The sequence below is a fragment of the Paenibacillus sp. Paensp38 genome (assembly GCF_059491915.1).
The window spans coordinates 4,448,497-4,469,276 of record NZ_CP168516.1 but is presented as its reverse complement, the minus strand read 5'-3'; the positions used below and the strand labels follow the sequence as shown (position 1 = coordinate 4,469,276).

22 protein-coding genes and 1 pseudogene are annotated in these 20,780 nt (G+C 41.8%); 15 read left to right on the top strand and 8 right to left on the bottom strand.

What is annotated here, in order from left to right; genetic code table 11:
- The first annotated feature begins 242 nt into the window (after positions 1-242).
- Positions 243-1,664 (top strand): tetratricopeptide repeat protein, encoded by a 1,422-nt coding sequence (locus tag ACEN8J_RS19775; protein WP_029516022.1) that lies wholly within the window; start codon positions 243-245, stop codon positions 1,662-1,664.
- 183 nt (positions 1,665-1,847) lie between these two features.
- Here ACEN8J_RS19775 and ACEN8J_RS19770 read toward each other — a convergent pair whose 3' ends face one another.
- Positions 1,848-2,366, bottom strand: coding sequence for a DUF3231 family protein (locus tag ACEN8J_RS19770; protein ID WP_029516021.1), 519 nt, complete (start codon positions 2,364-2,366; stop codon positions 1,848-1,850).
- A gap of 153 nt (positions 2,367-2,519) precedes the next feature.
- On the opposite strand from ACEN8J_RS19770, the gene ACEN8J_RS19765 reads away from it, so the two are divergent.
- From ACEN8J_RS19765 to ACEN8J_RS19750, 4 genes and pseudogenes are all read left to right on the top strand, one after another.
- Positions 2,520-2,768: a WGxxGxxG family protein gene (locus ACEN8J_RS19765; RefSeq protein ID WP_340931250.1), complete on the top strand. Its 249-nt coding sequence runs from the start codon at positions 2,520-2,522 to the stop codon at positions 2,766-2,768.
- 542 nt (positions 2,769-3,310) lie between these two features.
- Positions 3,311-3,394, top strand: a pseudogene (locus ACEN8J_RS19760) (glycosyltransferase); the annotation flags it as partial.
- A gap of 223 nt (positions 3,395-3,617) precedes the next feature.
- Positions 3,618-4,499 carry a glycosyltransferase family 2 protein gene (locus tag ACEN8J_RS19755; RefSeq protein ID WP_029516018.1) on the top strand — a complete coding sequence of 294 codons (882 nt, stop codon included), beginning with the start codon at positions 3,618-3,620 and terminating at the stop codon, positions 4,497-4,499.
- A 147-nt stretch (positions 4,500-4,646) separates the two neighbouring features.
- The gene (locus tag ACEN8J_RS19750) at positions 4,647-4,754 is read left to right on the top strand and encodes a hypothetical protein (protein WP_023986758.1); all 108 of its coding nucleotides are present in this window, start codon (positions 4,647-4,649) and stop codon (positions 4,752-4,754) included.
- Positions 4,755-4,974: 220 nt separating this feature from the next.
- Here the strand turns inward: ACEN8J_RS19750 and ACEN8J_RS19745 are convergent, their stop codons facing one another.
- Positions 4,975-5,616 (bottom strand): hypothetical protein, encoded by a 642-nt coding sequence (locus ACEN8J_RS19745; protein ID WP_029516017.1) that lies wholly within the window; start codon positions 5,614-5,616, stop codon positions 4,975-4,977.
- A 275-nt stretch (positions 5,617-5,891) separates the two neighbouring features.
- Positions 5,892-6,875 (bottom strand): SPRY domain-containing protein, encoded by a 984-nt coding sequence (locus ACEN8J_RS19740; protein ID WP_495593877.1) that lies wholly within the window; start codon positions 6,873-6,875, stop codon positions 5,892-5,894.
- 226 nt (positions 6,876-7,101) lie between these two features.
- Here ACEN8J_RS19740 and ACEN8J_RS19735 point away from each other — a divergent pair, with 226 nt between their 5' ends.
- Positions 7,102-7,917, top strand: a complete 816-nt coding sequence (locus tag ACEN8J_RS19735) for a DUF2935 domain-containing protein (RefSeq protein WP_165148032.1) — start codon at positions 7,102-7,104, stop codon at positions 7,915-7,917.
- Between the two features lie 134 nt (positions 7,918-8,051).
- On the opposite strand, the gene ACEN8J_RS19730 is transcribed toward ACEN8J_RS19735, so the two are convergent.
- The 3 genes from ACEN8J_RS19730 to ACEN8J_RS19720 form a co-directional block, all read right to left on the bottom strand.
- Positions 8,052-8,951 carry an alpha/beta hydrolase family protein gene (locus ACEN8J_RS19730; protein ID WP_342434791.1) on the bottom strand — a complete coding sequence of 300 codons (900 nt, stop codon included), beginning with the start codon at positions 8,949-8,951 and terminating at the stop codon, positions 8,052-8,054.
- 147 nt (positions 8,952-9,098) lie between these two features.
- On the bottom strand, positions 9,099-9,464 hold the full coding sequence (locus tag ACEN8J_RS19725; RefSeq protein WP_039270324.1) for a cupin domain-containing protein: 366 nt from the start codon (positions 9,462-9,464) through the stop codon (positions 9,099-9,101).
- Between the two features lie 109 nt (positions 9,465-9,573).
- On the bottom strand, positions 9,574-10,116 hold the full coding sequence (locus tag ACEN8J_RS19720; protein ID WP_495593876.1) for a GNAT family N-acetyltransferase: 543 nt from the start codon (positions 10,114-10,116) through the stop codon (positions 9,574-9,576).
- A 176-nt stretch (positions 10,117-10,292) separates the two neighbouring features.
- Here ACEN8J_RS19720 and ACEN8J_RS19715 point away from each other — a divergent pair, with 176 nt between their 5' ends.
- Complete coding sequence (locus ACEN8J_RS19715) at positions 10,293-11,147, top strand: aminoglycoside 6-adenylyltransferase (RefSeq protein WP_029516010.1); 855 nt, start codon at positions 10,293-10,295, stop codon at positions 11,145-11,147.
- Positions 11,131-11,724: a dienelactone hydrolase family protein gene (locus tag ACEN8J_RS19710; protein WP_029516009.1), complete on the top strand. Its 594-nt coding sequence runs from the start codon at positions 11,131-11,133 to the stop codon at positions 11,722-11,724. Before ACEN8J_RS19715 ends, ACEN8J_RS19710 begins: the two co-directional genes overlap by 17 nt.
- A gap of 322 nt (positions 11,725-12,046) precedes the next feature.
- Here the strand turns inward: ACEN8J_RS19710 and ACEN8J_RS19705 are convergent, their stop codons facing one another.
- Positions 12,047-12,736, bottom strand: a complete 690-nt coding sequence (locus tag ACEN8J_RS19705) for an ArsR/SmtB family transcription factor (protein ID WP_495593875.1) — start codon at positions 12,734-12,736, stop codon at positions 12,047-12,049.
- Positions 12,737-12,834: 98 nt separating this feature from the next.
- Between ACEN8J_RS19705 and ACEN8J_RS19700 the strand changes: the two genes are divergently transcribed.
- The 3 genes from ACEN8J_RS19700 (at position 12,835) to ACEN8J_RS19690 (ending at position 16,774) form a co-directional block, all read left to right on the top strand.
- A complete protein-coding gene (locus ACEN8J_RS19700) occupies positions 12,835-13,473 on the top strand; it encodes a flavin reductase family protein (RefSeq protein WP_165148038.1) in 639 nt (212 codons plus the stop codon).
- 153 nt (positions 13,474-13,626) lie between these two features.
- Positions 13,627-14,919: a homocysteine synthase gene (locus ACEN8J_RS19695; RefSeq protein WP_495593874.1), complete on the top strand. Its 1,293-nt coding sequence runs from the start codon at positions 13,627-13,629 to the stop codon at positions 14,917-14,919.
- A gap of 190 nt (positions 14,920-15,109) precedes the next feature.
- Positions 15,110-16,774 carry a CoA-disulfide reductase gene (locus tag ACEN8J_RS19690; protein ID WP_495593873.1) on the top strand — a complete coding sequence of 555 codons (1,665 nt, stop codon included), beginning with the start codon at positions 15,110-15,112 and terminating at the stop codon, positions 16,772-16,774.
- On the opposite strand, the gene ACEN8J_RS19685 is transcribed toward ACEN8J_RS19690, so the two are convergent.
- On the bottom strand, positions 16,759-17,127 hold the full coding sequence (locus tag ACEN8J_RS19685) for a VOC family protein (protein ID WP_029516003.1): 369 nt from the start codon (positions 17,125-17,127) through the stop codon (positions 16,759-16,761). The two genes, ACEN8J_RS19690 and ACEN8J_RS19685, sit on opposite strands and share 16 nt — an antisense overlap.
- 164 nt (positions 17,128-17,291) lie before the next feature.
- On the opposite strand from ACEN8J_RS19685, the gene ACEN8J_RS19680 reads away from it, so the two are divergent.
- The 4 genes from ACEN8J_RS19680 to ACEN8J_RS19665 all read left to right on the top strand — a co-directional run bounded on the left by ACEN8J_RS19680 (position 17,292) and on the right by ACEN8J_RS19665 (position 20,699).
- Positions 17,292-17,597, top strand: a complete 306-nt coding sequence (locus ACEN8J_RS19680) for a hypothetical protein (RefSeq protein WP_238794843.1) — start codon at positions 17,292-17,294, stop codon at positions 17,595-17,597.
- Positions 17,598-17,937: 340 nt separating this feature from the next.
- Positions 17,938-18,060 carry a hypothetical protein gene (locus ACEN8J_RS19675; protein WP_274386362.1) on the top strand — a complete coding sequence of 41 codons (123 nt, stop codon included), beginning with the start codon at positions 17,938-17,940 and terminating at the stop codon, positions 18,058-18,060.
- A 98-nt stretch (positions 18,061-18,158) separates the two neighbouring features.
- Positions 18,159-18,467, top strand: coding sequence for a hypothetical protein (locus ACEN8J_RS19670; RefSeq protein ID WP_029516002.1), 309 nt, complete (start codon positions 18,159-18,161; stop codon positions 18,465-18,467).
- A gap of 729 nt (positions 18,468-19,196) precedes the next feature.
- On the top strand, positions 19,197-20,699 hold the full coding sequence (locus ACEN8J_RS19665; RefSeq protein WP_342425589.1) for an HD-GYP domain-containing protein: 1,503 nt from the start codon (positions 19,197-19,199) through the stop codon (positions 20,697-20,699).
- Positions 20,700-20,780 lie beyond the last annotated feature (81 nt).

The following is a 20,780-nucleotide window of genomic DNA, read 5'->3' as shown; positions in this document are numbered from 1 at the left end:
CACAGCGCGACTTCCAAGCTTTTTGGAGGTCGCGCTTTTTTGTGACTTTGGACAATCTTCTACGCTGAGGTCTTTTTAGTAGGATTATTATGCTAAATATAATTAGTTTTTTTGCTTTGTTTCATGCTAAAGACCGAATTCTTACATTAGTTGCATAGTATATTGACAGATGGTCAATTTTGGTGAAAAATGAAGTTAGTTTTTAAAAAATATGGAATATTTAAGCGGAAGGTGGCTATGGCATGAAGCATACACCTACGATACGAACAGAATTAGACAAATACTTAAAACAAGAGAGCATGAGTCTAACGCAATTCGGGCATATAGCAGGCATGAATAGGGGAATAGTAAGCGCTATTGTGACGGGGAATAAGTCTATGTCTGTTAACCAGCTTGACCTAATTACTGAAGCTATGGGTTTACCGGAGGGCTACTTTTACGATTTATTCATAGAAAACTACATCATCGACACCCCACCGAATATGAGGCGAATCGAGCCGTTTTTGTTTCGCTGTGCGGAGTTGGACAAGTTAGGCGCGATCCGTCAAGTGGTGGGAACCATCATGGACAATCTACTCTATTCACCCAAACTATTTGAGATTGCAGAAATGTTATTAGCGCAGGGACGAAATGATGCTGCATTGCTGCTCTATGAGGGCGTAGCTGAAGCCGAGAAGTACCAACATTCTGAACGTTTAGCCATCTGTCAATATCGCATATTCACGATTCAGATTGGAGATGATCAAAGCCGAAATATCAAGGCTGCTATACTGTTTGAGCCTTATGTCGAGCGACTAGATGAATTAGATCAGCTTGACGCATTGAAGGATTTGGCTAACGTATATAGGGCTTTACGTAAATGGGACAAGGTTGATGAACTAGCCCGAAAAATGAGAGATAAAGCGGAAATCCAATATACTTTGAAACATGAACAGAAGAGTCGAGAGCGTAATGAATCTACTAAGAAGCTAACTCGTCCCTTGTTTGTATACATTTCTTATGCCGATTTATTGTGTGCGAGTGTCTGTGAAGCTCAAGGCAACTATCAACAAGCTCTAGAATATACATACACCTACGCTAATCTAGATTGGGTTAAAGAGACTGACGACGATACTCAACACTGGATTAGCTTGTTCAAAAGTTGGGCAGAAGGTAATACTTACGTATATAAACTGTTGTCAGGAGATATAAGTGTGCTTCAAGATTATGTTGAATATATTGCAGCAACATCCGCCACTAACGAGAATGAGAAAATCTCAAAACTGTTGAATGTTATAATTTCAGCAAACCAATATAGTATAGATGTAGAAGGTATACTTCAGCAATTTGAAGCCGAAATAAATGCTTTTGCACAACAGCAACTATCATCAGATGATATGTATACCCAACAAGTGATACCGGATTATATCGCGTGGTTTGGTTACGAGTTATCTTATTATTATTTACATCGAGGTTCTTACATTGATGGTTTTAAACATTTGATGTATTCATTAGTAAGTTATCATACACTAAATAATGAGACTTGTTTTATAAACTGTTTGGGTTTGTTTTTACATTTTCGGGATTATGCGACTCCTGAAACCAAAGCAGCATTTTTGAATTTTATGGAAAAGGTGTGGATGACCAATGTTGAAAAAAATGGTACTGCTAATCATCGCGGCTAGCTTTTTGTTTATTGTTACTGTGCCGGATCAAGCCCTTAACCACCACAATAGTATTCAGCCTTACGTTACCATCGGAGGTGCTTAAACGTAACAAAACCAATCCCCGCTAACCTTAACTGGTCGGCGGGGATTTTTGTTGAACAATCTAAGGGGAACAGTATGTTGAGGAATCGTACTGGAAATTTAGGCTTTAACTGGTTCAGGTCTTTTTAATTGAAGAGGGGGAGGTATTAGCCAACCCTTTTCTTTATTCATTTTTAAAATACGAACTCCCAAAGCAGTTTTAGTTAGATGATATTTCGCAAATAAAGCCCCGATGTCTTCTCTAATGGATTGACCCATAGCTTGGCTGCAAGATGTCAATCCTACAGAGGTATCTAATGCGATTTTAGCTGCGATTTCGGGATCAGTAAACCTTGCACCAACCGGGATATCCTCAAGTTTCACAGGGGGTCTTTCAGGCAAAATAGGAGCTGGGGCAATCCCATTATCAGTAAGCATTGCGTCGCATTCTTGGATTTCCAGTTTAGCTTGATCAATAAGATCATCCAGTATTTTTTTGAGTTCTTTGTCTCCTGCGTGGTTTAAACATGCTTGGTAAAATGAAACGCTGCCTTTCGCTAACGCTGAAAACTGCCATACACTATAAACTTCTCCGTAATGCATGGGCTCGTCTTTTGGATTCCCGCTTAGGATACCCATTATAAAAACCACTCCTTTTTAATTTTAATGATGTACGAATTTATGATTCCCAGTAGTGAAGATTTAATGTGTGTATAAGAAATAAGTTCAATTGGCATGCTAAATACATTAAAAAATTGATTGCAAACACAAATTTAAAGGAGTGGTTTAGGTATGTTGAAAAAAATGAAGATAATGGCTGTTGTTGCATTAATGATTTCAAGCTTTGGAGCGGCAGTAGCATTTGCTGAAAACAGTCAAAACAATATGGCCACAAACGACAATGGTAGAACACAAATGCTAACTACTACTAATAATAATGATAACGATAATAATAATAATTGGGGGTGGCTTGGCCTGTTGGGATTAATTGGCTTGGCAGGTTTAAAACGTCGCGAGCCTGAAAACCACAGTAAAAGATAATCGTAAACAACAACTCAAAAACAACTAAACAATCCCCGCTAACCATACTTGGTCAGCGGGGATTGTTTACTTTTAGATTCAACACACCGATCACCGAATAGCTATTAAGATTAACTAATCTTATTTTTCCGTGATCAATGTGAATTTAGAGTAAATGAAAGGACTCTGCTAATATATTGCCATAAGAGTCTTTATTTGATTACTCACTTACTTAAAGCGTCAGGGTATCTTTACTGTTTTATGGAGTAGTGGGTAATGCAGTTTCCTTCTCTTCATTATTTTTTTGAAGATCAATTACTAAGTATAGTACAAAAACAGGTATGGCAATCGAAGCTCCTTTTAATATATCCTCTATTGATTGTGATCTAACTGTAATAAATATTAGATACGACAAAGCAAGCGTGCCAAAAGTAATAAAGGAAGTGACGACATTTTTAAAATTTAAGAATTCTAATAACCATCGTACCAGTACTTTGAAAGGATATAATATAAGAATTAGTGCAAACAAGCCCATGAATACTTCTATCATATATTCCATTCCAACCGACAAAAACGAGATCCATATGATTCATTTAGCGGACATTCTGACAGAAGGCATTGTCAAACAGTTTCCTGAAAAATTTTAAGTGAGCGCTATAGACGCTGCAAAGCAGATTAGCTTTCTATAAATACCCCAAAGGGTGGCTATGGAAAGCTTTTTTTACCGAGAAGCCGCCTCAAAATATATTTCAATACATATACTTGGAGCATGAACATTCGAAGAAATAGTTTTCGAGAAAAATAGGGAAGTTGGCTTTTATGCAAAATAATATTTTCTAATTTTAAAATGTAGAATGGAGGGAACTTCTTGTGCCACGAGCTTCAGTTATACTTCCAGTTTATAACACTGTGTCCTTTGTTTGGGAAGCAATCCACAGTATATTAGCTCAAACCTATTCCGATTTTGAATTGATTATTATTGATGATGGCTCAACAGATGGATCCGCTTTTGTTATTTCACAAATAACAGATCCTAGAGTGGTTAAAATATTCCATAGTACCAATCAAGGTTTGGTTGCTACTTTAAACGAGGGATTCAATAGGGCAACTGGTGAATATATCGTTCGTATGGATAGCGATGATATTTCTACGCCAGATCGATTGGATGTGCAAATATCATTCATGGATCAAAATCCCTTAATTGATGTATGTGGTGCTGCTTTTACTACTTCTAGTGGAGGGGCACTTAAGGTGAATCCGGCTAGTCATGAAGAAATTAGAACATGGTTGTTATTTCATTGCTGTATCTGCCATCCTGCTACAATATTACGCAATAGCATGATACATCGGCTAAACATTCAATATGATAGTAGTTATCCTCATGCCGAAGACTACGAACTGTGGAACCGATTAGCCTCTCAGGTACAAATAGCAAACCTCCCTATAAGCTTATTGTATTATCGTCAACATAAAGGACAAGTGTCCATTCAGCACAGAGCCATACAAGACGACACCGCTCGGAGAATTCGACAAAGACAGTTTAGCCAGTTGGGCTTGGAATTATCAGATGAAGAGAATCAGATGATGCTGAATATTCTTGAGTTTAAAATTAATCCCTATGATTATAATTGCTACACTAAAGCTGTAGGATTTGCAAATTGGGTGTTGGATCAAAACCGTAAGTATCAGATTTACAATCAGGAACTATTAAGCATGGCTTTTTCGCGGTGTATATCTCATCTTCCATATTAACAAAGATATCAGCACGCGATCGGAAAGTATCCTAATATTCCGTTGGCATGCGTAAATGGAGTGCTTTTTATGTTTACCTGAATGCCCGGTCATAAAACATATTTACACATATATTAAGATGAAGACAAATAAAGGAGGGCTAAAGCTATGAGCGGATGTGCAGGTGCAGCTGTTTGCGGTGTGTGGACTTCTACAGCGGCTATTTTGGTGCTCTATATCCTCTTGGTTATCATCCTTAAATCATGTTGGGTTTAATTTTGCGAAAAGAATTGTATGATAATGACCCATCAATCAAGTTGAACGACCTTCTTTCATTCTGTCCGAAATTAGATTAGATAAAAAGCTCTGCTAACCTTATGGGTCGGCAGAGCTTTTTGCATTTGAACAATTTCCTAATCACTTTATTTAGCCGGATAGAGTCTCTATCGTTGTGTATTTAGTTGAATACTCGCTTAAGGGCTTGCATGATTAAAATTTATTGATTTTCTTTCGTGAGAAAAGAAGCTGCTAACAGTGTAGTATTCGTATAGCCACCTGAAATATTTTCATATGAAAAATTAGCGATAGGAACTCCAATAACTGTAGCAACGTCTCCTTCAAAAATTTCCCCACTTGCTCCCGGATAAACTGCCATTACTGTATTATCATTTTCATCACTAATATAAACGATAGCCGTTGTTCCTATAGGAATGTTATCTTCTTCTATATCTATTACATCGCCGCTTATTTTTACAAATTTGTTTAAGTATAAGTTCAAATTTTTATTTAAGTGTTTTGTTGTTACGGATTTGTCTACTAGATTAATGACTTTGCTTTTATCTGTGGAAGGAAATAAGTCACTGTTTTTAGCAATGAAGTCATAAGACGTTTGTTCCATAGAAGCTTGATCTTCTGTTAACATGGGGGTTCCATCTTTCATGAATTCAGCAAATAAATATTGTTTATCTGTGACCTGATTTGTAGAAGCTTGCTGAGCAGTATTTTCATTGCTTGCTGTTTGTTCAGTAGCAAAGGATGTACTTGAAGACCCAGACCTTGTCGTTGCTTCTTTGAAATTGCTTCCACAAGCTGTTAGAGCTACAGAAAGTAGAGCAATGAGTAGAGCTTTTTTTAACATGACGAATTCTCCTGTGAGTATCCTCATCGGTTGAGGTAGTTGCTCATTTTATCTTGTTACCTTTATTATCGAATATTAGGGTTGAATACATAAGCAAAGCACAGCTTCCAGGCTTTTTGGAAACCGTGCTTTTTTGTTTAAAAAACGATTTGCAAACTTTTAGTCTAGAAAAAATGTATCGTCCAGTATAGCAGTTTAGGCGTGATCTCGAGATTAGAGTAAATGTAAAGAAGGACTTCATCGGCATGTTAGCCGACATGAAGCCCTTCATATGTTTATTTCGTTGAATATTCGCTTACTTCAAATGTGAGAATTTTGTTGAAGATTACGTAGTCTTTGCGATTGCTGAATGGACCTTTGTTGTTATTATGTTTGTCAATGGCAAAGAAAGAAGCACCTCTACCAGCATCTTTAGCGTCATACCATGCGATGAAGGCATTGAGTTCTTTTTTACTCAAATCGAATTCTTTATCAAATCCATTGTCCATCGTTACAGTCAGAATGGCGCGGTCACCAGTTGGTTGGGAGGCCCCATCTGTATCCGACGGATCGGGCTTAGTGGACGGATCCGGTGTAGTAGACGGGTCAGGCTTTGTGGACGGATCCGGTGTAGTAGATGGATCCGGTGTTGTAGATTTACCTGAGTCTTGGTAAGGCAAAAATCCTTCAGGGACTGGATATTTAAATTGGCTAGCACCGAAATTAGCTTGAAAGGATTTATATCCATTTTCCCCAGCCATAACCATCGGGAATACTTGTGATCCACCGAGTTGAGATGGTTTTGCAGTATTAGAACCTTGCCAAACTCCATTTTTGTACCAAGAAATTGTGTCGTTATCCATGTCCAACGCTAAACCAATAGTATCCTTCTGCGCAAAAGTTTTACCATATTTAGTTCTTGTTATATCAGAAGATATTTTAGTTAAAATTTGACCGTCATACCCATAGTAACTATGATACTTCCATTTATCTGATGTATTAGTACCTGATTCACTTGTTATACCAATTAATGATATACTTGGTATATCTGGATTTCCATCAACTACATTTACTTCCCAGTACCACTTCCCACTGGTTTTTCCTACAGTTGCTTTATCTCCTTGACCTCCATTCCCTAGTTTTGCTAATAAAGAACCATTCGACCAAGTCACGTTAGTAGTCTCAGCTTTTGTAACAGTAGGGAACAATGAGAACACCGAAACCCCAATGAGAAGGGCTAACACAATTGCTCCTAGTTTTTTGAATATAATATTTTTCATGACTTCCTCCTAAATATATGTAATAACAAGTGAATTATAGAACTGGATTGGGAGAATTGTCCAAACATTAAATGATATATATTCAAATATGAGTATTATTATGGAATTTAATTTGTTAACTTCAGAATTAGACTAATATGAGGCGTGGGATTCGATAATCATAATAACCTGGCATATCCCATATGACTAAGTAAGTGCTTTTTGCTCACATAGAGGAGGGATATGATTGGATGCATTCGTAGCGCGCTCATTAGATGAAATACGATTTTGGTCGAGGATTATGAAGGAGCATTCCTTTTTTCTGGGGTTAGGTTTTAGAGCGGAAGATACTCAACTTAAAACAGAAGCCAATCAGTTTTACGCTATTTTCGAGGATATCGAGAAAAGGTCGCATGAATTTAATAACAAGGCAGATCCTTATACAATCAAAGAGTTTAATACGGAAGTTCAGAATGCGGCGACGAATATTTGGGCATTTAAGAGGATGGTACTGGGCCTTATATTACAATGCAAGCTTCCTGGACAAACCAATTTTCCTTTACTGGTAGATCACGTAAGTCGGGAAGCAAATTATTTCAGAAACCGTTTAGGAGAACTGAATTCAGGAACACTTGAACCCTTACCTGATGCTATTATTGACGAAAATGTATTTTTCTTAAAAATCATGGCCGATCACGCAAAATTTATAGGCCATTTACTTGATCCATCCGAACGTAAACTGGTTGAACAAGCTAGGGAGTTTAGTAATGATTTTGATATGCTAATGTTTCAAGCGATTGACCTAAGTCATATGCGACCACAGTCACAAACCGTTCCACTCCTGAGTCAATTTGTTGATGAGAACCGTGTCTCTGTGAAGTCCTTGCGTGATTTTAAGAAAACAGCGCGTGATTTAATCGACGAGTGCCGAATAAAAAGCATTATCCATCCTTTATTAGCCGATCATGTATTTCGTGAAGCTGAGAGGTTCCTTTTTATTCTCGATATGTTTGATCAATCCTTATCAGGTGTTAAGGTGAATAAGAGAGAAATCATGCACTGAGAGAGCCCAGCCAAAAGAACACAGTTTCTGTAAAATATCCAGTGGAAATAAAGCTTTAGACTGAACAAAAAATCAAACAGCGGCGGACCAAGACTTGAAAGATAAAGTCTTAGACAGCCGCTGTTGTCATCCAACTAACGTGTATGAGCATATAGAAAATCCAATATGTCAGCATTAAGTCCCCTATGGAAATGTTCGCGATCAAAGCCGGGAGGGTCTTGCGATGGGAGAAAGGCTGGAGTCCTCATCGATTTCGGGAAGGGACTCAGAAAGGAGAAATGTCCGGCGTTTTTTACTGTTTTGTATTGTACCTTCTTAGGGTCCAGCACGCCATCCAATATTATACGCGCGTGTAAAGAAGGAGTGTACTGATCCTTCTCTGCATCCATCATTAAGATAGGTAGATTAACCGTACGCAAGCTATCTTCAGCTCGAAACCAGACCGACGCTGGCGCTAGTAAAACGAGGCATTTTACTCGGTAATCTGGTGTAACCTCTATAAGCTGGGGCTTTCCGTCCGAGGTCTCGTGAGGAAAAGAAGTCGGCACGCCACCTGCCGCTGCTAATACCGTATAACCACCCATGGAATGTCCAATGAGCGACACAGCATTCTGTATCAAATTGTCCTTGAAAAGCATACTATCGAAAAACCAATCGGTGGCCATATTAAGATGTCTAGGTCTATAGATAAGATTCTGGGCAGTCCCTTCCAGACTATTATCATTTCGATTGTTAAATGGATGCTCTGGAATGCCGACAATAAAACCATTACGTGCTAAATACTGCGCCAAAATCCGATACACAAACGGTGTACTGCCAGTACCGTGAGAGATGATAACCAAAGGGAACCTTCCTTCCGATGGCCCTGCCTCTCTCGCCAACTCTAACTGGTATGGACCCAATCGCTCTATTTGTTCGGGTTCGTTCGTTGGATACATTACCATCATGGGAAATGTAATGCCTAGAGAGGAATCCTTTATTTCTACTTCTCGCCATCCTGCATAACTATTCTTAAATTCTGCGTTTCTTATCATCCACTATACTCTTCCTTTCTCGAAATTTTTGTTTAACTATGCCCCCTGCCCGTTGCTTAATGCAATAATAGACAGCTACGGAGTGCATACGCCCCATCTCCGATCAGCTTCAATTTTTCTTGTTCACTTCTAATTATTGCTATATATTCAAATCCAAGTATCATTGGCTGCCGTTAATTCTGACTCTGCTCCTCCAGTATTTACCACTCCCCTCGGCTCTACTAGCATGATATGGCACTCCTCATGGGCGAAAGGTTTATGTTCGACCCCCTTAGGTACAATAAACATCTCTCCCTGAGAAACTTGTACCCGCCCATCTCTAAAATCAATGAACATCTCACCTTCAAGTACAATAAAGACCTCGTCGGTATCCTGATGATCATGCCATACAAAATCCCCAACTATTTTCACCAATTTAAATTGATAGTCATTCATTTCACCAATAACTTTCGGAGACCAATGATCACTAAACTTAGATAACTTTTCATTCAGTTTGATGGATTGATACTTCATAATAACCTCCTTGGAATTTCCCGAAATTCAATTACAATAATAAGAATATTGAAATTTGGTACTTTTATCTACCACCTACAATGGTTAAATGATTGTTCACTCTGAAAAACTAGATATCCTCAGATGGATTTATAATCGCCAAAACCTGGTGATCCTCCCATTTTCCGTTGATCTTTACGTTGCTTCGAGAGATGCCTTCTTTGTGAAAGCCAGCCTTCTCAAGCACACGTATGGATCCTGGATTCTGGGGAGAGGCTTCCCCGAAGATCCGGTGAAACTTTAGCTCATCGAAGGCATAGTGAACCACTTGCTTCACCGCCTCCGTCGTATAACCCTTTCCGTTATATGCTTGGTCTAGACTGTATCCGATCATACAGCTCTGAAGCGGTCCTCTCACCACAAAAGATAGGCTTATGCTGCCTATAATCCGGTCGTCCTCCTTGTGGCATACCACGAAAGAATATTTCCGGTCTTCCATCATGTCGGCCTTGCTTTTAATAATCGTCTGGAGCTGGTGCTCCTCCGTATAGTACTTCTCTTGGTTGTTTGGCGAAAACTTCTCAAAGAATTCTCGATTGCGCTTGTACATTGTTGCCAACTCTGCGGCGTCCGTCTCCTCAGAGAACCGGATGTATACTCGCTGCTCCGACATCTGCACCATCCTTCCAAACTGTAATATTGAAAGAATTATATCACAGGATGAAGATTGGGAAATTGATTTGATGAATGGTGTATATCAGGCAGCATTCCTTTGAATGTTAACTAAAAATATATACCGTAATTATTGGATTGGATATAATGTTTTCTAAAAAAGGAGGATATATTGTAATGAATAATGCTTACGAAGTGCTTGAGGAGCGTATATCCGAATGGGGAATCTCTAATGAGGAAATTATTGCGGTTTATATCGTTGGGTCCCGGGCAAGAGAGGACAAGCCTTTTGATGAGTTTTCTGACTTGGATGTAGTCGTCTTTTCAACGAATCCAGATTACTATCTTCAAAATGATCAATGGTTACTAAACATCGGCAAAGTTTGGACCAGCTTTATGTTTCGAACGGCAAAAGGGGATCCGGAAAAACTCGTTCTCTTTGACCAAGGGGCTGAGGTTGATTTTCTATTCCGTCATATTTCTGATCTGGATCATATAATCAAAAATGGACGTATTCCTGAAGGATTTCAGCGGGGGGTCAGGATGCTGCTCGATAAGACGGGGAATGGAAATCAAATCATTTCTCAAACCACAACGATCCCGGATACTCCTCTAATATCTGAAGGTGCTTATCTACAGGTTGTTAACATGTATTGCTTCGCCTCTCTATATGTGGCTAAACAAATTTTGCGTAATGATCTGTGGGTAGCTAAGCAAAGAGATATGGACTGTAAACAATTATTGCTGCAAATGATAGAGTGGCATGCAAAAGCTGTACATGGATCGGAATATGATACTTGGCATGCAGGGAAATTCATGAATGAATGGGCTGATCAAGATGTTGTTACTGATTTGAAGAAATCTTTTGGGAAATACGATCCCAATCATAGTTGGGAAGCATTGGTCGTATCCTTAAAGTTGTTCAAACGATTATCCTCGGAAGTGGCAGCTAAGTATAAATACGCGTATCCGGATGAATTATTTTCCCATATTCAAAACTGGTTAGGGGGACAATATGATAAGCATAGATAAAAAGTCGAGCACCCTAATTGTTGTACTGCATGAGATTTATGGGATTAACAAGCATATACAAAATTTTTGTAGCCTATTATCAGATCAGGGTTATGATGTCATTTGTCCAAATTTACTAGGCAAAGAAACGCCTTATGACTATTCGCAAGAGGAAAGTGCCTATACCAATTTTATAGAAAATATAGGATTTGAACGCTCTTTCTATCATATCGAAAGTTTATTATTAAGTATTCGAGCTCGCTATAAAAAGGTATTTATCGTCGGCTTTAGCATAGGGGCAACGGTTGCCTGGCTGTGTAGTAAAGAAAAGTATGTTGATGGAATTGTAGGATACTATGGCTCTCGTATTAGGAATTATTTAGAAATAACTCCACATTGTCCAACACTGCTTTTTTTCCCACAGGAAGAACCATCATTTAATGTGGATGAGCTCATTTCAATTTTAGATAACCGTAATATCCGGGTACATAAATTCAGCGGACAGCACGGATTCAGTGATCCGTACTCTCCCCGATATAACGTACATTCGGCTCAGCAATCATTTAACGAAACGGTAGAGTTCTTCAAGAGAGGTTGATCAATGAACAGCTTCATCCAGCCCACACCTGTTTCATTACTCTGGGGAAACGCACAGTCTTGATATGCGGATTAGTCATATGTATACACATCATTGACTATGAAAAGGAGACGTATGTGGCTGTGGCTACCTTTTTTTCATAATACCATTCAACCTTCTCCGGCAGATGGGGCAAAAGCGGCGGATCAGAGCGGGAAAGCTTCTTAATTTATCCTGCTTACTACGACAGGAGTTAACTTTCAGGACTCCGCCATTGCTATTGCCCAATTCAAACAGTCTGCTTGATTTGAGGTAATGCGAAAAATAAAAGGACTCTGATGATCTAGTCGACCTCTATCGAAAATATCTCTTTAAAACCTCTTTTACCCTCGGCTGTAATACGTATCGCTCGGGTTGTAGGCAGACGCTCGATCCAATGTAATTCGAATAATCTGTCCAGAATAGCACTTCCTAAAGCACCGGCAAGGTGATGGCGTCGTTCACTCCAATCCAGGCATTTATGTGAGAAAGAGCGGCGCTTTTGTCTTGTTTTTGTAAGGTCAATCTGAAAGTCAGTGAAGAAAGTCTCTCCTTGGTCCGTAATATGAAGCCCGTCCTGATCCTCGGAAAGAATCCCCTTTTGCATGAAAAAATTCATGAGCTGTACGCCTAATTGACCCGCAACATGATCGTAGCAAGTTCTTGCCAACCGTATGGCCTCGTTTTCGGAGGCTTGTTTGAATGACTTGATTGGAACAGGTGGAGCTATGGATAAAAATGACTCCATCACCCGGGCAACTTCGGGGTCTTGAATGCCATAGTAACGGTGACGCCCTTGTTTTTCCACAGTAACGACGTGTGCCTCGGTCATTTTAGCCAGATGGAAGCTGGCCGTTTGCGGTTTGATGCCTGCCATATGGGCCAATTCACTTGCCGTGTGGAATCTGCCGTCTAATAAAGCGGTGAGTATAGCTGCACGAGAAGGCTCGCTAACAAGAGAAGCAATCATAGCTACATTTGACTGGGTACTCATGGCACGGTTATCCCCCTTTGTAATCCATACTTCGATGAAGGTTGAAATATTTATATTTTACAATAGGGAGGTAGATCTGAATAGAAGGAGAAGAGATAATGAACCCAACAAATCAGATGAATGAGATGAATCATACCCCAAACGTTAAAACGATTAACCCTAGCATTTTATATTACGGAACCCCTGTGATTTTACTCAATACGGTGAATGAGGATGGAACGACCAATATTAGCCCGATTTCCTCCTCGTGGGCATTAGGAGATTGTGTGGTACTAGGCATTGGAACAGGTGGCAAAGCATTAGAAAATATGGAGCGGCATCCCGAATGTGTAATCAATGTTCCGGGACCTTCCATGTGGGAAAATGTAGAACGTTTGGCTCCTTATACAGGTAAGAATCCTGTTCCAGCGGAAAAAAAGGAACATGGATTTATGTACCATAAAGATAAGTATGAGATCAGCGGACTCACTTCGATTGAGTCGAATAGGGTCAAGCCTGCCCGAATTAGGGAGTGCCCTATTCAAATTGAAGCCAAGGTGAGGGATGTAAGAATTCCTGACCATTCTCCTTATTTTGCTATCGTCGAAACTCAAGCCATACAGGTGCATGTTCATCAGGATATCATCCTCGGCGAGAACCATATTGATCCGACAAAGTGGAGTCCGCTCATCTATAATTTCCGCCATTATTTTGGTCTGGGTGAGCATTTGGGCAAAACCTTTCGATCCGAAACCTGATGCTTTAAATAAAATGATAATATCCTACCTGAATAATGAGAATTATCTTCCCAAATCGTTCTTTTTGTGCGAGAATAATTGAAAAATCATCCATGACTACGCATACAGGAAGAGACGATTCATACAGCACGTATAACAAGGGAGGAAATAATCATGTCAGAAGAACGCAAGCTGTCATTCGAAACTCTCGCTGTCCATGCCGGACAAGAGATTGATCCTACTACCTTTTCCCGCGCCGTTCCGTTGTACCAAACCACTTCATATGGATTTCGGGATGCCGAGCATGCGGCTGATTTGTTCTCGCTGAAAGAATTCGGCAACATTTATACGCGTCTGATGAATCCGACCACGGATGTGTTCGAGCAACGGATTGCCGCACTGGAAGGCGGGGCTGGCGCGTTGGCCACAGCTTCGGGAATGGCGGCGATTTCCTTCTCCATTCTGAACATTGCGGGAGCTGGAGATGAAATTGTATCAGCCTCCAGCCTGTATGGCGGTACATATAATCTGTTTTCTACCACACTGCCCAAATTGGGTATTAAGGTGCATTTTGTCGAATCGGATGATCCAGAGAATTTCCGCCATGCCATTACGGATAAAACGAAGGCCATCTTTGCCGAAACGATTGGCAATCCACAGGGCAATGTGCTGGATGTGGAAGCAGTAGCGGCGATTGCGCACGAATATGGTATTCCGCTGATTGTGGATAACACGTTCCCAAGTCCTTACTTATTGCGTCCTATTGAATACGGAGCGGACATTGTCGTGCATTCGGCAACGAAGTTTATTGGCGGACACGGTACGTCTATTGGTGGGGTGATCGTGGACAGCGGCAAGTTTGACTGGAAAGCGAATGGTCGTTTCCCGGGGCTGACTGAGCCGGACCCGAGCTACCACGGAGTTGTTTACACCGAGGCGGTGGGACCTATCGCATATATTATCAAGGCACGGGTGCAATTGCTACGGGACTTGGGAGCTGCCATTTCTCCGTTCAATTCATGGCTGCTGCTTCAAGGCTTGGAGACACTTCATCTGCGGCTGGAAAGACATAGTCAAAATGCCTTGAAGGTAGCGCAATATCTCGAAGGCCACAAGGATGTGGAGTGGGTAAGCTACACCGGGTTGCCGAGCCACCCGTCCTACGCATTAGCTCAAAAGTATTTGCCGAAAGGACAAGGAGCAATCCTGACCTTTGGTATTAAAGGTGGAAGCCAGGCGGGAAGCAAGCTAATTGCGAATGTAAAGCTATTTTCTCATTTGGCGAATGTAGGTGATTCCAAGTCTTTGATTATTCATCCGGCAAGCACAACGCACCAGCAGTTGAATGAGGAAGAACAGGTTGCTGCCGGAGTCAAACCGGAGCTGTTACGCCTATCTGTCGGGACAGAAGCAATAGACGATATATTGTATGATCTGGAGCAGGCGATCGCGGCCAGCCAGCAGTAGTAGCAGTAGACTCTTCTTAGACTAAGTGTGACAGAGCATTCGTGTAGCATCGCAAGTGATTTTTCGACCCAGATCGGTATTCGTTCAGGGTTGATCAGGCGGGGGGCAACCTCCGTCTTTTTTTGCGTGTTGACAACATACCCCCATAGGTATATATTATACCCCATAGGGTATATAAGGAGGGGAAGAAGTGGGTAGAAAAATAGTTATTATTGGCGGGGTAGCAGGTGGAGCTTCTGCTGCTGCGAGATTGCGTAGATGGAATGAGGAAGACGAGATTACTCTGTTTGAACGCGGAGAGCATGTTTCTTTTGCGAACTGTGGCCTTCCCTACTATATTGGCGGGGTAATCCCTGCGCGAGAGAAGCTGTTTCTCCAAACACCTCAAGGGATAAGAGACCGTTTTAATATAGATGTGCGGGTACTGAAAGAAGTGATACAAATAGACCGGGAGCAGAAGCTCGTCCATTTCCGCGATATGGTTACAGGGGAAACAGATGAGCAGCCATATGATATTGTGGTATTGTCGCCGGGAGCCAAACCGATGATACCGGACATTCCCGGATTACATGAAGCTATGAATCTATTTACATTAAGAAATATTCATGATACGGACGTTATTAAGGCATATGTAGATGAAAGACATCCAAAGCATGTCACGGTGATCGGGGCCGGATTTATTGGGCTGGAGATGGCCGAGAATTTGCGAGAGCGTGGACTTGCAGTAACTATTATTGATATGGGACAACAATTATTGAATCCGCTGGACCCTGAAATGGCTAAATTGGTAGAACAGCATATGAGACTGAACGGGGTGGAGGTGCGTTTAGAGGAAGGAGTCACGGCTTTTGAAGAGCAGGGTGCACAACTTCGTTTGACCTCCGGGGGTGTGCTTCAGACGGACATGGTTATTCTGGCGATCGGTGTTGTTCCTGAAAATGAGTTGGCCAAGCAAAGCGGATTGGAACTTGGTTTTCGCGGCGCCATCCAGGTTAACGCCCAACTGCAAACCAGCGATCCGGCCATTTATGCGGTGGGGGATGCCATCCAGGTCAAGGACCGCAATCATGGGTTTGCAACGATGGTATCGCTAGCTTGGGGAGCCAATCGTCAGGGGCGCTTGGCAGCGGATCATATTAACGGTCAGACAATTTCTTATGATGGGGCGCTCGGAACATCCGTCATTAAGACCTTTGCATTGACTTCAGCATCTACAGGTAATAATGAAAAAACATTACAGCGGCTGGGTGTTCCTTATCAGGCTGTTCATATTCATCCCGGTTCGCATGCTGGTTATTATCCTGGCGCATCACCCATCGCTATGAAGCTGCTCTTTAATCCCGAGAATGGGATGATCTATGGGGCGCAGGCTGTTGGAGCTGATGGAGCAGACAAAAGAATTGATGTCATTGCGACGGCTATTCGTGGTCATTTGAACGTCCGAGAACTGGCTGATATTGAACTTGCTTACGCACCTCCCTATTCTTCAGCAAAAGACCCTGTGAATATGGCTGGCTACGTGGCTTCGAATATCATGGATGGGCTGGTCCAAACGATACAGTGGCATGAAGTTGATGATTTTCACCGAAAGGGTGGTCTTATTATTGATGTTAGGGATGCAGTGGAGCTACAGGCAGGAGCCATTCCAGGTTCGATTCATATTCCTCTGGCCGAGATTAGAGAGCGGATGGCGGAAATCCCTAGTGATCTGGAGATCGCGGTATCCTGCCAAGTTGGTCTGCGAGGCTATATTGCGGCCCGAATTTTGATCCAATACGGTTATCGGGTGAGGAACGTTGATGGTGGCTATAAGACGTATTCGGTTATAGCTGAACGTGATCATCTCTTAAAATAGTTCATCACCCATCCAATCTGGTTGAGGTGATCTGTTACTTCGCCGTGCAGCGCACCAAAGAAAGTATCTTGTAGCTCCACGGTAACGGTACCCTTTTCTGCTAGTGCGTGGTAAGCCTGCTTAAGCTCGTCCTCACTTTCACAGTCGAGAATGATTTGTACATGCTGTGCTTTCAGCGGCTTACCGTAGGAATCCGAAAAATGGATATGACTGCTACCCAGGTGAAGTTCAGCGTGCAAGAGTCTGCCTTCCTGCTTGTTTAGCACTTTGATTTTTCCGCCTAAAACCGATTGGTAATAGTCAATTGACTGCTGCACGTCGTTTACAATGACAAAAGGGCTTGCACTTCTCATGGAATCATTTCCTTTCCTGTCTTTAATGTAGGATTGCTACTGTACATTATTTACGTTATTCGCAGAGTTTACCCCTTTTCTGATCAAATTATGGCTTGGTTCACTGTGTGACGTCTGTTACAATAGAAGAGGCATATACGAATGGATAGAAAAGAGGTTGAACAGTGGGCACTTCAGTGATTTGGGAAGCAGTTATATATTGGGTAATCTTGGTGATTTCCGCTCTGTGCGTGATCGCAGTATCTGGTAGTCGGAAGACGGCAAGCACGATTATTTTGGCGCCCGTTGTTTTATTCTGTACCATATTTATGATGCAGGGCTCGGTGTTTACTGCCATGCAGCACCCGACGATGGGGTCTAATGTGGGTTTGGGTATGGCATTTCTGACAACATGGGTAGTCAGCGGAATATTGTTTGCTGTAGCGCTTGTAATTGCTTTTATTAAATATAGCAAGAAGAACAAGGCGTAATTTAGCCCTAACCTCATATGAATAAAGGCTTTCGGTGATGTGCCGAAAGCCCTTTTTGTATTCCTTTTTAACCATGCAGGATGTCGCCGCTTATCTGCGTCTTCTCATAAGCAACACAACGATCAGCACGACGATGATCACGATCAATAGGAATTTCATATTCGATAACCTCCTTGGTCTGTCTCATATTTGGTATTAACCATTTTTAGTTAGTATGCACCGATGGATCTCAAGCAAGTATCTATTGTCGAGTTCTTGGGGAAATTTAGAATGTGGGATCAAAAAGAGGTTTACAGGCTTAGCTGGAAAGTGTATACATAAAGTAAGGGAGGCGATTGCCATGAGTGATCGTGCATTTCATTTGTTCTATATTATTTTCTTAACGGTTCTGGCACTTGGAAGTGTTGGTGGAGTCGCTTGGTGGCTGCGCTCTGTCGGTCGTCAAGAGAAGGAAAAAAGCTGAATTCAACATGGGAATACAAGCCCAGTGCATCTTCCAGTAGGAGGGTGCATTTTTATGTGTTATAATGGGAACATATGTTCTTTGTAGGAGGGAAGACGATGTTGCCAGATTTGGAACGAAAGCTGCTACGTATTTTGTATAATTATTTCGCCCAGCATCGCCACATGCCTACAATGGCGGAATTGACCGTAAAAACGGGCAAGCGAGACGCTGAAATTACAGTCGCCTTGCGACATATGGAACAGGAGCGCTACATCACTTGGGAAAACAATTCGGGTACCCAACATGTTGTTTTACTGGAAGGATGGGAGCGTCCCTCGACCCAAAGGCGCACTCAAGCCGAAACAAGACGTTCCACTACGCAAACGATGCCGACCGATGGTACAGAATATTGGACGAATTATTAAAAGGTATATAAAACTGGAGAATTAATGAGTTTTTAAGGTGCATATCATTTAGTTTTAAGAAAGCGAGACTATAATGACCCTATTAACCCCTTTTTGATCAAGCTATAGGCCCTGTCGATGTATCGACGGGGTCATTTTTTTGTTCATGATACGGTTTCCGTAAAATGAAAAATCCCCCGGGGATCATCCGGAGGATGGGTGCAGTTTGCATGTACTGCACAGCTTGCCCAAACTTCATCGTTTGATGGCATAATATATATTCAACCCCTGCTACCTTGCAATATATGGTCAGCATGTTCATAAGGGGCAGTGTGATTCCACTGTTCATTTTCCAAACGACAAAAGCCCTACCTCTCTTTCGTCCTTGCGGCTCCGATGACCGCGCCAGTGTGAATGTGAAAATCTTCGGCAAAAGCTCAAAATTCTACATTAGGGTTATACATAAAATTTGGAGAAGCTCCATACGGTGATTAGGAGTAATAGCTTGTTGCGTGGAATCTTATGGGGTTAATACATACTTTAATAGTATAGCAGGAATATATCTAAAACACAAGGTGTGTTTGGTTTCTTAATTAAGAATAGCATGATTTCCCATCTATAAATTGCAGACTAAAAGCCGTCTTCGTATTGTAAAATGCTCAAGCAAGAAGGTAAACTTTTGATGGTTGGACTCCGATATTGAATACACAAGATATTTTAGAGTGTACGGATGAAAAGAGGGGTAGCAATTTGCCGACCTATAAGCGCTTTATTCAGCATGTTATCCTGAACTATATTATAGGTTCGTTTATCGCTGTATTGTTGGTAGGTATGATTTTTGTATTTTCCACCTTAAATGTAGCCCACCATGAAATTTGGGGTCTTGTTAAAATTATTGCATTTTCCAGTGTTATTATGATTGCTTGTGAAACCATAGTGTTTCGAGTCCATTTGAGACCGGTTCATCGTTTTTTTCTAGGTAACCAGGAAACACTCAAGGATGTAGAAGCGGTGTATATCCGGGTTCATCATCTGCCTAATTTGTCAGTTTTACGTATTGTAGGACCGCATTTGTTAGGCTTCTCTATCCCGGCAACCGTCATTGCGTTATGGATGATACATACTGGACAACTTACTTTTCCCTTTTATTATGTAGGAATCGCCTGTATAGGAGCTTGTCTGGTCGCTTCCATGCACGCACTGGTTGAATTTTTCCTGACCATGAGAGCAATCAAACCACTGCTGGAGGAAATTCGGGATCGAACCTACCAGCAATATGGATTGAGCCTGTCCCTGCGAGGACGAGTCCTGCTATCGCTTCGGCATAAATTTCAGTTAAGTGCGACGCTCATTGGTGCTTTTCCTTTATTTTTATTTTGTTTAGCTACACAGATTCGCTTGGAACGTTTGGAGGCGGCGAATTCTAGTTCCTATTGGGCATGGGCGGGTGCGATTTTAATCTTTGGTGTAGCCTTTGCTTATCTGGGAGGCAGGTTGCTGACCCGTGAGATCGAACAGCCGATCCACCACCTGCTGGAAAAAATGAATGAAGTGAAGGAAGGCCGCCTGAACAGTAATGCCAGCGATTTGTATTCGGATGAATTTGCGGAGCTGGTCGAAGGATTTAACATGATGATTGAGGGCCTAAAGGAACGGGAAGAAAAGAACGGTCAGCTATTGGACAGTTACTTCGCCACCTTGGCGGCAGCACTGGATGCACGAGATGCCTATACCGCAGGACATTCTTTGCGTGTAGCTGAATACTCTGTACTCATTGGGCGCAAGGGAGGTTTGAATGAGGCGGACCTCGATTTGCTGCGCAAAACAGCCTTGCTGCATGATATCGGTAAAATCGGCGTGGCTGACGCTGTGCTACTCAAGGACGGCAAGCTGACGGACGAGGAGTTTGATCAGATTAAAATGCACCCGGTTATGGGGGAGAGCATTCTCCGGCAAGTTGAACCGGCTTATGCTATGGCCCCTTATTTGCCTGGCGTGCGCTCGCACCATGAACGTTATGATGGCAAAGGATATCCTGACCAGCTCGCTGGGGAAGATATCCCCTTATTTGGACGAATCATTGCTGTAGCGGATGCTTATGATGCAATGACGTCTAATCGCCCCTATCGGCAAGGTATGAAGGAAGAGAAGGCGGTTATGATATTGGAGGAGGGAAAGGGAACCCAATGGGACCCTTATTTTGCCGAATTATTTGTCAAGGAGTGGCGCCGGAACAAAGGCATCACAAGCTGATTCTATAGGTATCAGCACATTAGAGCGAGCCATTGAGGTTCGCTTTTTTATATAGGGAGCTGAGCATCTTTTGACATGTCG

What these genes read in the sequence shown, in the direction of transcription:
- ACEN8J_RS19775 (WP_029516022.1), top strand. Translation starts at nt 243, where the DNA reads ATGAAGCATACACCTACGATACGAACAGAATTAGACAAATACTTAAAA.
- ACEN8J_RS19770 (WP_029516021.1), bottom strand. Translation starts at nt 2,366, where the DNA reads ATGGGTATCCTAAGCGGGAATCCAAAAGACGAGCCCATGCATTACGGA.
- ACEN8J_RS19765 (WP_340931250.1), top strand. Translation starts at nt 2,520, where the DNA reads ATGTTGAAAAAAATGAAGATAATGGCTGTTGTTGCATTAATGATTTCA.
- ACEN8J_RS19750 (WP_023986758.1), top strand. Translation starts at nt 4,647, where the DNA reads ATGAGCGGATGTGCAGGTGCAGCTGTTTGCGGTGTGTGGACTTCTACA.
- ACEN8J_RS19745 (WP_029516017.1), bottom strand. Translation starts at nt 5,616, where the DNA reads ATGTTAAAAAAAGCTCTACTCATTGCTCTACTTTCTGTAGCTCTAACA.
- ACEN8J_RS19740 (WP_495593877.1), bottom strand. Translation starts at nt 6,875, where the DNA reads ATGAAAAATATTATATTCAAAAAACTAGGAGCAATTGTGTTAGCCCTT.
- ACEN8J_RS19730 (WP_342434791.1), bottom strand. Translation starts at nt 8,951, where the DNA reads ATGATAAGAAACGCAGAATTTAAGAATAGTTATGCAGGATGGCGAGAA.
- ACEN8J_RS19725 (WP_039270324.1), bottom strand. Translation starts at nt 9,464, where the DNA reads ATGAAGTATCAATCCATCAAACTGAATGAAAAGTTATCTAAGTTTAGT.
- ACEN8J_RS19720 (WP_495593876.1), bottom strand. Translation starts at nt 10,116, where the DNA reads ATGTCGGAGCAGCGAGTATACATCCGGTTCTCTGAGGAGACGGACGCC.
- ACEN8J_RS19715 (WP_029516010.1), top strand. Translation starts at nt 10,293, where the DNA reads ATGAATAATGCTTACGAAGTGCTTGAGGAGCGTATATCCGAATGGGGA.
- ACEN8J_RS19710 (WP_029516009.1), top strand. Translation starts at nt 11,131, where the DNA reads ATGATAAGCATAGATAAAAAGTCGAGCACCCTAATTGTTGTACTGCAT.
- ACEN8J_RS19705 (WP_495593875.1), bottom strand. Translation starts at nt 12,736, where the DNA reads ATGAGTACCCAGTCAAATGTAGCTATGATTGCTTCTCTTGTTAGCGAG.
- ACEN8J_RS19700 (WP_165148038.1), top strand. Translation starts at nt 12,835, where the DNA reads ATGAACCCAACAAATCAGATGAATGAGATGAATCATACCCCAAACGTT.
- ACEN8J_RS19695 (WP_495593874.1), top strand. Translation starts at nt 13,627, where the DNA reads ATGTCAGAAGAACGCAAGCTGTCATTCGAAACTCTCGCTGTCCATGCC.
- ACEN8J_RS19685 (WP_029516003.1), bottom strand. Translation starts at nt 17,127, where the DNA reads ATGAGAAGTGCAAGCCCTTTTGTCATTGTAAACGACGTGCAGCAGTCA.
- ACEN8J_RS19675 (WP_274386362.1), top strand. Translation starts at nt 17,938, where the DNA reads ATGAGTGATCGTGCATTTCATTTGTTCTATATTATTTTCTTAACGGTT.
- ACEN8J_RS19670 (WP_029516002.1), top strand. Translation starts at nt 18,159, where the DNA reads ATGTTGCCAGATTTGGAACGAAAGCTGCTACGTATTTTGTATAATTAT.